The sequence below is a fragment of the Gemmatimonadaceae bacterium genome, assembly GCA_036504815.1.
GTDB lineage: Bacteria > Gemmatimonadota > Gemmatimonadetes > Gemmatimonadales > Gemmatimonadaceae > PNKL01.
The window spans coordinates 57,881-70,304 of sequence record DASXUN010000019.1; the positions used below are offsets into that span (position 1 = coordinate 57,881).

The following is a 12,424-nucleotide window of genomic DNA, read 5'->3' on the forward strand; positions in this document are numbered from 1 at the left end:
CGCAGTGGATCAACTGCAGTTGTTCTGCCCGGCTGGTCCCACCAGGGCGCCGGTCTTGCCCGCCCGCACCAGGCACTCCGCCTGCGGGATCGGCTGGACCTTGGCCACGAAGTTGGCGTTCGGCCCGGTCGACACGTCCAGTGGCAGGAGATTGAGCTTGCCATAGCGGCGCATGTCGACCCACCGGTGCCCTTCCATCATCAGCGAGTAGCGTTTCTCATAAAGAATGCCGGTGAGAATCTGGTCGTTCGAGCTCGCCGCCGTGAGGCTGCTTGGCGGCAGTCCGCCCGAGTTCACCCGCACAGTGTTCAGGTCGGCAATCGCTCCCGACTTGTCGCCGGTGGCCAGCCTCGCCTCGGCGCGGAGCAGGATCAGCTCCTCGTTGCGCATGACCGCGATGGACGAGGCGTTCGTCGCCCAGATGCTGAATCCGAGCGTGCTCGAAGCGCTGGTCGGTCCACTGCCGGTCACTGGCCCCTGACGGCTAGGGAGACCGGTGCGGATCTTCGCCAGGTAGCGGTTGTCGGGCGTGCCGTCGGCCTTGAGCTGCGCATCGGCCTGGAACGACATGTGCGCATACAAGTCCGTGTTGTTCACCATGTTCAGTGGATTCGACGCGTCGGGCGATGGTCCGTAGGTGTGGTACACCCCCACGTCAAACGCCGCCTTGCTCGTCGCCCCGGCGTTCAGGAACGATGCGCCGAGAGCCGCCAACGCCGTCTGCCAGGCGCTGGCAGGGCCGCCACTCGTGGCATAGTACGCCGCCGCCCGCGCCCTCAGCCCCTGTGCGAACTGCGAAAACGTCGCCGGCGTGTTAAAGCTCGCGTAGCCACTCGACAGGGTGAACGGGAACGTCGCGCCGCCTGCGGCCAGCGCGGTGATCCCGGAGTCAAGCGTTGCCAGGATGAACTTGTACACGGAGTCGCGCGACACGAACGGCGCCAGCTCCGCGGCGTTGTCCTTGACGTCGACGATGGCGCCGAGCGTGTCGCGCGTGGCGATCACTTCCAGCAGTTCGGCGGCCTGCAGCACCTTGGCGAAGCCCAGCGCCGCCGCCTTCTGCGCCGCGGTCAGCGTGCTCTTGCTGACGGCATTCCGGAAGTTGTAGTTGTCGCGCATTGCGTTGTACTGCGTCCCCCAGCTGCCCACCGCGAATCCGGTAGGATCGAGCTTGTTGGCCCCGGCGATTCCGATCAGGTAGTGCGTGGTGTTTCGCCCTTCCTGCGGCGCGAAAGTATAGCTCTCGCGGCCGAATCGTCCGGCGTCCGAGATATACCCGCCGCGCCCACCGCGATAGTCGATGATCAGGCCGGTGGCGAGGAGCTGCAGCGCTTGCGGGTCGCCGGCGGCCGCCGCGGGAGTGATCGCGTTCGGGTTGGTGATGTTGAGGGACTTGTCGCTGCACCCAAGGAGAGCGACGGTCAGCAGGGACGCGGCGATCGTGCGCGAGTGCAACGACAGCGTGGTCCGGCCGGTGGTGGAGCGATCGATGTGAATGGTCGTCGTCATGGTCTAGTACCCCAGGTCGATGCTGAAGAAGAACTGGCGGGTCGACGGATACGGCGCCAAGTCGATAAACCGGTTGAAATTCGAGTTGCCGAAATTGCTGAATTCGGGGTCGAAGCTCCAATACTTGGTCCACGTCTTCAGGTTACGGCCGCTGAACGTGAACCGCAGCGTGCGGGCCTTCGCCCGTGCCGCCAGGCTGGCCGGTGCGTCGTACGTCACTGACAGCTCGCGCAGCTTCACGAAGCTCCCGTACTCGATGTACTGCCGAATGTCGCTGTTCGACCACAGGCCGTAGCGGTATTCGCCGAGGCTCTGCGTCGCATCAGGCGACTTCGCATCGAAGTCGCGCGAGTTGCCGCCCTCGTCGAAGAGGTTCTTCGTCATGTCCGACGTCGCCCCGCCGTTGCGCCAATCCAGCAGCGCGGTGAGGCTCCAATTGTGGTACGTCACCTGATTGGTGAACTGGGTTTGGTGCCGCGGATTGGCGTCGCGGATCGTTGAATCGCGCGTCACGCGGCTCGCCATCGTCTCACCCTCAGCGAGCCGGCGGCACGGCTTGCCGTCCGACGCCGTGCCCGGCGTGAACACGCCGTTCACGGTCGTATTGAGGCAGCTGAAGGGGATGTTGCCCCAGATCATGGTCGAGATGGTCCCCGCCGCGATGCGATTGCGGCCGTATGCCGAGCCGAACGAGCCGGGCACATTGAAGGTCGGCACGGGCATCCAGTCCGTATGCTGATGGTTGCTGCCGTATGTGGTGCGGAACACCCACTCCACGTCGCGATTGCGGATCGGCACGAGCGAGATGGACGCCTCGAACCCGCGCACCGACAGCTGGCCGCCGTTGATCGTCTGCTGCGCCAAGCCGGAGCTCGGCGGGAGCGGGAACGTCAACAGCAGGTCCTTGATCTTGCGCTCGTAGGTCGACGCCTCGAAGCCGATGCGCTGCCGCAGGAGTGAACCGTCGATGCCGTACTCAAGCTCGTTCATCACTTCCGGCTTGATGGCCGGATTGCCGAGCGTCGTGGACGCGGCCAGGGACGCCGCGCCGCCGATGGTGCCGCCGCTCGCCACGGTCACGTCACGGTCGCCATAGCGCGGCCGGTTGCCCGACTCGCCCCACGCGCCGCGCAGCTTCACCTCGTCCACCACGTCGGTCCAGCGCGACAGCGGCCGCTCGAAGCGGTAGCTCGTGGAGAATTTGGGGAACGTGTAGAACTTCTTTCGGTCGCCGTTCGCGCTCGAGCGGTCGGCGCGGAAGCCGGCCGCCAGCGAGAGCTTCTCGCCGAGGGCAAGGACCTGCTCATTCAGGTAGTACGACTGGTCGCGGAACTGGGTCACGCTGTTCGCGATGGCGACATCACCGTAGGTGTTCGGGACGACCGAGCGCCCGGGCAGAATGCCGCGCGTGCGCATGAAGTAGCTCACCAGATCCTGGCTTTCGACTGTGCCGCCCACCGACGTCTGCGCCGAGTTGATCCAGCGATTCGCACCCGGCGTGAACGTCCAGACGACGTTCCCGCTCTGGTTGAGCTGCCGGCTGCTGGCGTTGACCTTCTCGGCCGTGCCGAGGAAGCCGTCCGCCGCCTCGAATTGCAGGAAATTCGGCGAGTAGATCGTGCCTTCCTGCTGAAAGCGGTCGACGCCGGCAATGTAGGCAAGCTGGACCGTGTGCATCCCCGTCGAGAGCAGCGAATAGCCGACGCGCAGGTTGGCCATCGTGCGCCAGACTTCCTCCGCCGCCGTGATGTTGGTCAGCACTTCCCACGGGTTGGAGGTCCCGGTGCCACCACCATTGAACGGCATCCGCACGTAGTGGCCGGTCGCGTCCTTCTTCCTCAGGTCGATGACGGCTGGTGCATAGCCGAACGTATAGATGGGGCTGGTGCCGGAGTTGTCGTTGTTGCCGATCCCGTTGTGGATCAGGTTGTGGGTCAGGTCGATGCCGCCCGACACGGTCAGCTTTTCGCCGATGGTCTGATCGAGGTTGAGCCTGCCCGACGTGCGACGCGCGCCCGTCGTGATCTGGACGCCCTTGTTCAGGCGGTCGTTCAGGGAGGCAAAGAATCGGGTGCTGTTGACGCCGCCCGCGGCCGACAGGACGGTCTCCCACGAAGGATCCGTCTGGTTATAAAGCTGCTTCTGCCAGTCATACCACGGGCACGTCCCCGAGCCGCACGCCTCGTTGATCGCGGCCACGCCCAGCGGTCCGCCCGCATACGGAAGCGCCGCGGCCGCGTTCACGAAATGACGCGAGCCGAGCAGGCGCGTGGGCTGCTGCGAACCCAGACGCTGCGTGATGTTCCACCGCGTCTGGCCGCTCCTGCCTTTCTTGGTGCTGATCACGACGACGCCGTTGGTGGCGCGCGAGCCGTAGATGGCGGTGGCCGCCGCGGATTTCAGCACTTCGATCGACTCGATGTCATTCGGGTTCACGTCCGCTAGGCGGTTCACCATCTGGTCCTGCGTGCTACCGGTCGATCCGCTCGAGCGCGTGATCGAGGCAAGGCCAGACGAGATGGACGCGTTGGACACGATCACGCCATCAATCACGTAGAGCGGATCGCCCTGGCCGAGCACCGACGTGGCCCCGCGAATCTGAATCTGCATGCCGCCACCCGGCGCCCCGCTGTTCTCGAAGACCGTCGTGCCGGTGATCTTGCCGGCAATGTTGCTCTCGACGGACTTCGCCGGCGCCTTGACGAGCATCTCGGCGTTGATCGAACCGATGGCAGTGGAGGCGTTGCGCTTGTCGACGGTGGTGGCCTGGCCGGTCACCGTCACGCCTTCGAGCTGCAGCACGTCCCGGTCGAGCGCCACGTCGGCCGTCGACTGGCCGGCCGCGACGCGCACGGTGACGCGCTTGTAGCCGAAGGCTCGGACGATCAATGACACTTCGCCCGCGGGAACGCGGATCCGATACTCGCCGCGATCATTCGACCGGACGCCCGACGGTCGGCCGAGCAGCGAGATCGTGGCGTCCGCGAGCGGGGTGTTCGCGACTGCCTGGGTGATCTTGCCCGTCACCTCACGAGCCTGTGCTCGCGCGGTAGTGGGCATCGTCGCCGACAACAGTGCAACGGCGAGCAACAAGATTCTGCGCAAGGAGCCTCCCTCGCTTGGGGTGGGGTAACCGAAGCGCCAGCGGCAGTCTACTCGGCGTCGCCGAGACGTTTGTTTGCTGGCAGGCCGTGCAAGAACATCCGACACCGCAGCGGCGACGTCAAGAGATGTCCTACGCCCCCGATTTAGTTCCCCTTACGCGCTTGCCATCATTTCACCCACTTTGGGCGCTCACGGCGGGCATCGGGCGGGCGCGGGCGGGCGCGGGCGGGCGCGGCGGCGCGGGCGCGGCGGCGCGGGCGCGCGGCAACTTACGTGCCTCGCGACGCGCGCCCGCCAGCCTGCCGACGCGGTTCTCTCCCGCGGACCGCGCCGGCCGTGCGCGACCGCCGACTTACGGAACGACTTTCGCCTTCACCATCGTGACCGTCAGCGTTGACGGAAGCTTCTCCGAATGGTGGACCACGTTGTTCGCCGTCACCGGCTGCGTCTCGTCCCAGTTGTTCCCGCCGGTGTTCAGGTTCCGGTCGAACCGCGGGAAATTGGACGACGACACCTCGATGCGCAGGCGATGCCCGGGCGCGAAGTAGTTCGACGTGTTCAAGGGCTGCAACGTGACCTTGTACACCTTGTCCTTCTCCATCCAGACCGGCGGTTTGTCATAACCGTCGCGATACCGCATGCGCTGGATGCTCTCGTCCAGGTTGTACGCGCGTCCATCGGGGTACACGTCGAGCACCTTCACCGTGAAATCGGTGTCCTTCGCGTCCGACGAGACATAGAGCGTCGGGATGATCGGGCCGCTCAGTTCCATGCCGTCGGTGAACGGCTCGGTGGTGTAGACCAGCACGTCGGGACGCGTCTCCGTCTTCTGCGACTGGTCGAACGCTCCCGCCTGCACCGCGTTCCCCTGGCAACAGACGTTGCCGCCGAGCGACAGCACGGGCTTGAGCGGATCGTACGCGAACTTGTCCGGTGTGTCCTTCTTCGGCGCCTTCAAGGAGAGCGTGCCGTCGCCCTGCGCCGTGTTGGCATTGCCGTTCGATCCCAGGAAGAACGTGAGCGGCTGGGCGTCCTTCGGCGGCCAGACGTCCGATGTCTTCCACTGGTTCAGCCCCATCACGTAGTACCGCACCTTCGGCACGGTATCCATGGGGTGCAGCGCTTCGGTCTTCAGGAACTGGTCGAAGAAGTCGTAAACGAGGTTCTGGTAGCCGAGGCGGGCATCACCCATGTCACGCTCGCCCACCACCGTGTGCTCCGCGGCTCGCGTATACGAGCAGTGCGCCACCGGCGCGATGATCATCCACTGCTTGTCGCCCGCCTTCGACGTCTTCCGGACGTGGTTGTACATGGCGACGTTCGGCCCCACCGACACGTCGTACCACGACATGAACCAGAGCCCGGGGACGTCGAGCGGCATGTTGTCGTGCCAGAGCCCGCCCTTGTACCACGCGGGGTCGTTCGGGGCGCGCTTCATCATCGCCCCGCCCGTCGGCACCGGCATCGAGTCGGCAAAGATGCCGTTGGGCCCGCCGGCCGCCTTGATCAGGTCAATGGCGGGCAGGTGCCAGAACGCCTTCGCCCAGTCCACCGGCGGCGCATGCTCGGCGAGGTCGAACAGCTTCGAGGCCTCGATGAGCTGCTGCTGCGTGGCGCCACGCGGGAACATCGGCCGCACCTGGTTCTGCTCGCCCATGAGCCAATCGATGAAGAGCATCTGCACGGCGCCGCCTCGGTACCAGTTTCCCTGCTCGTAGTACGGACCCACGCGCCCGACGCCGGCGCCGAACCCCTGCACGTTCATGGCGGCAAAGCCGGGGTTGCCCAGCGACGCGACCGCGGGCTGCCACTCCGCCGTGGACGAGCATCCCGTGGTCCCGACTTTCCCGTTCGACCACGGCTGCGAGCGCATGTAGTTGAGTTCGTCGTCGCCGTCGGACAGCGGCGCGCCGAGGATGTCGTAGTTCCCCTCGGCGAAGAAGTGGCCGCGCTCCTGCATGTCCACCCACGCGTAGCCGCGCTTGATGGCGTTGAGCACGCCGCTCATATCGCGCGGGACGCCGTTGTGGATGTCCCAGTAGTTGAAGTTGTACGGCGTGCGCGACCAGATGGTCGGGTACTTCTTCGCGGCGTCGCGCGGATAGTAGATGTCCGCGGCGATGCGCACGCCATCGCGCATCGGGATCATCACCTTGCGCTCGACGACCGCGAGCGACTGCAGCTCGTTCTCGACCGCCCACCGCCTGGCCTTCACGCTGTCGGGGAGCGGGCCGCCGCGCTGCGCGCCGGCGGGGACCGCAAGGAAGATGGCGACGGCGGCCAGTGCGACATGCCGTCCGGGAATGAGGTGCAGCATCGGCAGCTCCGTGAGTTGGCGGGTTCAAAGGTGCGACGTCGCGACGGCCGGGGCCACCCTCGACGAGCCGCCTTCGTGCGGCACGTCAGCTGTGGTGGGGCGCGCTCAGGTTCGGCGAACCCTGGTGCTGATCATCGGCCGCCGTATCAGGTGCGGCGGGCGCGCCACGCGCGGCTGAGGATCGCGAAGGCGGCGACGACCACGAGGCTGGCCAGCAGCACCAGCAGGCCGAAGAGCACCCCAAGCGTGAGCGCCAAGGAGCCCAGCGTCTCCAGCGTCGCAACGGTCAGGTTCCCGAGCCCGCCCGTGGCAACGGTGCTCAGCGCGCGGGCCTTGGCGGTGGCCAGCGCAAGGCTCCCCGCCACGCCGCCCCCGCCGATGATTGCCAGCACCCAGTGAAGGGCACTCGAGCGGTCCCCCGCCACGCCCATCAGGAGCACGGAGCCGGCGACGACCGCTGCCGGCACGGCGAGGGCGTCGAGCGCATTGTCCACGGCCGGGAATGCGTACGCGGACAGTTCGGCGACCACGGCGACGCCCAGCGCAACCACGGCGACGGGCGAGGCGAGCCACATCCACTCTGGCCGGAGGTCTACCATCCCGAGCGCGGCGCCCATGCTCATCAGGAACGGCGGGAGGAAGACCCGCAGGCCGCTCGCCGCGCTGAGGCCGAGGCCAAGGAGGATGGGCGTTGCCGCCGCGGCGAGCGACTGTAGGTCCATGCCGCCAGAAACTAGCGGCCTCAGCGGTCCGCACCAGATCTGTCTGTTGTCTCTCTGTTGTCTCTCTGTTGTTTCTCTGTTGTCTCTCTGTCATTAAGCACAACGGCGGGGAGATCTCTCTCCCCGCCGCCGGTCCCGCCTGAGTTGCTGCTTCCTAGTTCGTCTTCATGTTCGGGTTGTTGTCGCGCTCCGTGCGCGGCAGCGGATAGCACGTCTGGGTGCCGACATTCGCGTAGCCCGGCTTGAAGTACGTGCCGCCCGCCGGCGTGATCCCCTTCACCGCGGCCCCGTTCCGGCGGAAGTCCGCCAGGCGCTTGCCTTCGAGGTAGAAGTCGAACGACTTCTGCGTCATCAGTTCCGAGAGCACGCTGGCCGCATCGGTGGCGCCGGCATAGGCCGCCTGCCCGTTGGCGGTGCGCCGCGCGTTGATCAGCGCGAGCTGCGCCGTCGCGTCACCCGCCTCGGCGGCGATGTAATCCGCCTCGAGCTTCGACGCCAGCCGGAACGGCGAGTTGTAGGCCGGGAACTTCGTCTGCTCGTAGAAACCGCCCGGCACGGCGTCCTGCCCGTTCAGCTTCGACACGCCCGGCGCCTTGTACGTCACGCGCGGATCGTTGGTGCGGAAGAACGGCGCCACGCTGATGGACGAGCGGTCGAACGTGAACTGATAGATGCGGTTGCCCAGGCGCGTGCGGTTGGCCAGGTCGTCCGTCATCTGCAGGTTGTAGTTGAAGCCGGCCGGGACGAGCGCGGCATCGGCCGCGGCGCCCGCCTTGTCGCCCTTCTGCAGCTTGGCGCGGGCGCGTCCCACCAGCGACGCGTTGGCCAGCGCCGTGCCATCGGCCGAGCCGGCGGCCTTGCCGATGTCGACGCCCTTCGTGAAGTACACGATGGCCGAGTCAAGCAGCTGCGCCGTCGTCAGCTCCGGTCCGGACGAGAGCGCGCCAGTGCAGAAATCCGTGGCGATCATCAGGATGGCGAAGCCGCGGAAGGTCGCGGCGCGGGCGTAGTTGATGTTGGAGGTCGGATTCGGCAGCGTCAGGTCGATGACCGTCTTGGCCGAGGCCGCCGCCAGCGAGATCGGCGCCCACACGTCACCGCTGAGCGACGTGTTGAGGTCGGTGATCAGGCGGAACCCGAACTCGTTGCGCGTCGGGAACGTGTCCGACACGTTCGCCTCCTCGGTGAACCAGCCGCTGTACATCGCCAGCCAGCCGGCGGCGGTGGCGAAGTTCTGCTGGGCCGAGAGGGCGAGCGCCGTCGCGCCGGAGGTCGGATCGACCGTCGCGGCATCGATGACGTTGGGGTTCGTCACTTCGACGAACGAGTCGGAGCAGGCCGCGGCCAGGACCAGCGCCGCCCCCGCGGTGGTGCGCGTAACCGCGCTTCGGATCGAAATCATGGCGATCATCTCGCGGTTAGAAGGTGAGGTTGACGCGGAACGTCTGCTTCCGCGGATTCGGGACGGTCAGGAAGTCCTGACGCGAGAACGCGCCGGCCTGGGCGTTGATCTCCGGATCGGCCCCGGTGTAGTCGGTCCAGAGCTTCACGTTCTGCATCGCCCAGGTGATGGACGCGCCGTTGATCGTGTTGCGCAGGCCGCGCAGGTACTTCGACGGCACCGTGTACGTCGCCGACAGCTCGCGCAGGCGTACGAAGTCGCCCGGTTCGAGGTAGGCGTCGATCACGTCGCTCACCGTCGCCGACTTGCCGTTCTGCTGGATGAACGCCGGCTGGCCGGGCGTCAGGTTGCCGTAGCGGCGGAGCCGCTCGTACTTGCTGAGCGCCAGCGTGTCGAGGCGCAGGTTCGAGCGGACCAGCTGCGTCTCGCGGAAGAACGCGGTGTTGTTCTGCACCAGGAAGTCGCGCTTGGCGTCGATCATCGCCGAGAGGCGCAGGTTCCGGAACAGCGTGACCGTGTTGGTGAGGTTCCACTCCAGCGTCGGCCACAGGTTGCCCATCGGGGTGAGCGTGTCGTTCACGATCACCTTGTTGGTGGCGACGTCAATCGACTGGATCTTCTTCGACACGAAGACGCCGAGCTGCTGGCCGACGATCGTGCGGCCGGCGCCGCCCAGGCTGAACGGCAGCACCGAGCCGAGGCTCAGGAGCTCGTTGTGGAGCGTGTTGGCGCCGAGCCGGATGTTCCAGTTGACATTCTCCTTGCGGAGCGCGTCGAAGTTCACCGCCAGCTCGAGGCCGCTGTTGAGCACCTCGCCGATGTTATCGAGCGGATTCGAGGCAAATCCCAGCGACGGCGGGATCGGCCGGGCGATGATCATGTCCTTCGTCACCTTGCGGAAATAGGTGAGTTCGGTGGACAGCCGGTTGTTGAAGAAGCCGGCGTCCAGGCCCGCCTCGAACTCCGTCCCCTTCTCGGGGTCGAGGTGGTTGTTGCCCGGGTTGCCCGGGATGGCGCCCGCTTCGGTCGTGCCGGTGATGTTGTACGGCGCCGAGACGAGCGTCGTGAGCGCGTCGCCCGGGTTCGGCGAACGCCCCGTGGTGCCGTACGACGCGCGCAGGCGCAGCGTGTTCACGTAGCGCGCGAACCGGTCGAAGAACCGCTCCTCCGAGATGGCCCAGCTGCCGCCGACCTTCGGCAGGACGATGGACGGGGCCGACGCGCCGAACGACGAGTTCTTGTCGATGCGAACGCCCACCTGCACGAACCGCCGGTTCTCGTGGCCGATCTGGATCTGCCCGAGGTAGCCGAACTGGCGCTGCTCCTGGAAGCCGCTCGTCCCCGAGCGCGTCGCCGCGCCGCTGATCGAGTAGTTGGCGTTCGTGACGAAGCCCTGGCCGTTGGCGTTGTTGAACGAGTTGCGCGTCGAGATCACCTGCAGGCCGAACGACGTGTTGGTCTCCCAGGCGCGCCCGAAGTTCTTCTTGTAGTTGCCGAGGTAGTCGAACGTGTAGCGCTCGGCGAAGCGGAACGTCTGGTCGTTGCTGCCGGTGTTGAGCGCGCCGCCGTACCAGCTCGAGTCGTTCTTCGGGAAGAACGAGCGCTGCTCGTCCCCGACGAAGTCCATGCCCAGCGTGAAGCGGTTGCTGAACGACGGGATCGGGAGGTACGTGCCCGTGATGTTGGTGGTCACGCGGTGCGACTTCAGCGCGCGGAAGATCGACGCGAGCGCGTTGTAGTGGCGGTTGAAGCCGTACCAGCCGTCGTTCGACGGGGCCGTCGCGTCGGTGCGCGTCAGCGGGCTGCCGAGCATCGAGCCGCCCAGCCAGCCGTAGATGTTGTTGTCGTTGTCCGGGAGCTGCGTCTCGGTCTGCGTGAGGCCCACGCCGGCGTCGATCGTCAGCTTCTCCGTCGGCACGTAGTTGAAGTTGGTGCGGACGTTGTAGCGCGTGAACTTGTTGTTCGGGAGCAGGCCCAGCGAGTGGTCCTCGCCGTACGACAGGTTGTAGCCGTAGTTCTGGCCGCCGCCCGTGCCGTTCCAGCTGACGATGCGGTCGCTGCCGTTGCGGAAGCCGCCGACGCGCACGATCGGGTTGTCGCTCACGAGCGTGCCCACGGCCTGCCCGCGGCAGAGCGGATTGGTGCTCGTCGTCGCCACCAGCGAGGCCGTGCACAGGCCGTAGTTGGACGGCGGCGTCCAGGTGAGTTCGGACGTGCCGAGCTCGACGCGCACCGCCTGGCGCATGCCGCCGGTGCCGCCCGCCTTCCCCTTCTTGGTGATGATCTGGATCACGCCCGCCGAGGCGTCGGCGCCGTACAGCGTGGCGGCGGCCGGCCCCTTCACGACCTCGATGCTCTCGATCTCGTCGGGGTTGATGTCGTTCAGGCGGTCATACACCTGGCCCGACTGGCCCGACGCGATCTGCCCCTCGATGGTGCGCACGCCGTCGATGAAGACGAGCGGCTGGTTGGACAGGTTGATGGACGACGCGCCGCGGATGCGGATTGTCGTGCCCGTCCCCGCCGTGCCCGACTGCGTCGTGAGCGCCACGCCCGGGACGCGCGACTGCAGCAGGTTGGCGACGGTCGCGATCGGCGCCGTCTCGATGACGCTCTTCGCCGAGACCGACGAGACGAGGGCGGCCTGCGCCTTGCGCTCGAGGTTGCCCGCCGTGCCCGTGATCACGAGTTCGGAGAGCGTCACCAGCGAGGCCGTCATCTGCAGCGTCACCGTCGAGGCGCGACCGGCCGACACGGTAATCGTATCCGAGGTCGCCTTGTAGCCGATGTGATAGACGCCGATGACCATGCGACCCGGCTTCACGGCGCCGAAGCGAAACTCGCCGGCGTCGTTGGTGCGGGACTCGAGCGTCGTGCCCGGAATGACAATGCGGGCTTCACTGAGGGGCCGCTGCGTGGCCTTGTCGACGACCTTGCCGGTGATCGACCCCGTCTGCGCGAACAATGCAGCAGCGGGGACGGCCAGCAGGGCGACCAACGGGAGGACCACGCGTCGGATTGCGACGGACACACTGACTTGCATCGCAGACTCCAATGGGTGGGGGTACGGAGGGTGAAACGAGGGGCGGCAAACACTTGAAACACGAACGCCAGTCACACGCGAGCGCGCCCGCGGCGACAAGAATTCACGAGAGAAAACCTTACATAGCTGTAAGCGATATCGGAGATAAATCGACCCCGTGGTTGAATTCAACACGGTCATAGATTCGTAATCAAATCGTCATCTTGATTGTGTATCTCATTTAGCTGCTGAGAGATACCGACTGTTCGCGTTCGGCAAAGTGAACAGAATTTTGACGTCGGCAGAATCCTGACGGCAAATAGGACACTTCGCAACTATAGACGCCA

The 12,424-nt window shown here is 66.2% G+C and carries 6 protein-coding genes; all 6 read right to left on the reverse strand.

Annotation, left to right across the window (positions count from 1 at the left end; translation table 11 throughout):
- Positions 1-9: 9 nt before the first annotated feature.
- Entirely contained in the window at positions 10-1,509 is a 1,500-nt protein-coding gene (locus VGJ96_08905; GenBank protein ID HEY3287224.1) for a RagB/SusD family nutrient uptake outer membrane protein, read from the reverse strand.
- A 3-nt stretch (positions 1,510-1,512) separates the two neighbouring features.
- A complete protein-coding gene (locus VGJ96_08910) occupies positions 1,513-4,614 on the reverse strand; it encodes a SusC/RagA family TonB-linked outer membrane protein (GenBank protein ID HEY3287225.1) in 3,102 nt (1,033 codons plus the stop codon).
- Between the two features lie 352 nt (positions 4,615-4,966).
- Positions 4,967-6,931 carry a CocE/NonD family hydrolase gene (locus tag VGJ96_08915; protein HEY3287226.1) on the reverse strand — a complete coding sequence of 655 codons (1,965 nt, stop codon included), beginning with the start codon at positions 6,929-6,931 and terminating at the stop codon, positions 4,967-4,969.
- Positions 6,932-7,077: 146 nt separating this feature from the next.
- Positions 7,078-7,653: a DUF4126 domain-containing protein gene (locus VGJ96_08920; protein HEY3287227.1), complete on the reverse strand. Its 576-nt coding sequence runs from the start codon at positions 7,651-7,653 to the stop codon at positions 7,078-7,080.
- Between the two features lie 154 nt (positions 7,654-7,807).
- Entirely contained in the window at positions 7,808-9,055 is a 1,248-nt protein-coding gene (locus VGJ96_08925; protein ID HEY3287228.1) for a hypothetical protein, read from the reverse strand.
- A 16-nt stretch (positions 9,056-9,071) separates the two neighbouring features.
- Complete coding sequence (locus tag VGJ96_08930; GenBank protein HEY3287229.1) at positions 9,072-12,098, reverse strand: SusC/RagA family TonB-linked outer membrane protein; 3,027 nt, start codon at positions 12,096-12,098, stop codon at positions 9,072-9,074.
- Positions 12,099-12,424: the final 326 nt, after the last annotated feature.

Coding starts and splice junctions, on each gene's coding strand:
- VGJ96_08925 (HEY3287228.1), bottom strand. CDS start 9,055: ATGATTTCGATCCGAAGCGCGGTTACGCGCACCACCGCGGGGGCGGCG.
- VGJ96_08930 (HEY3287229.1), bottom strand. CDS start 12,098: ATGCAAGTCAGTGTGTCCGTCGCAATCCGACGCGTGGTCCTCCCGTTG.
- VGJ96_08920 (HEY3287227.1), bottom strand. CDS start 7,653: ATGGACCTACAGTCGCTCGCCGCGGCGGCAACGCCCATCCTCCTTGGC.
- VGJ96_08905 (HEY3287224.1), bottom strand. CDS start 1,509: ATGACGACGACCATTCACATCGATCGCTCCACCACCGGCCGGACCACG.
- VGJ96_08915 (HEY3287226.1), bottom strand. CDS start 6,931: ATGCTGCACCTCATTCCCGGACGGCATGTCGCACTGGCCGCCGTCGCC.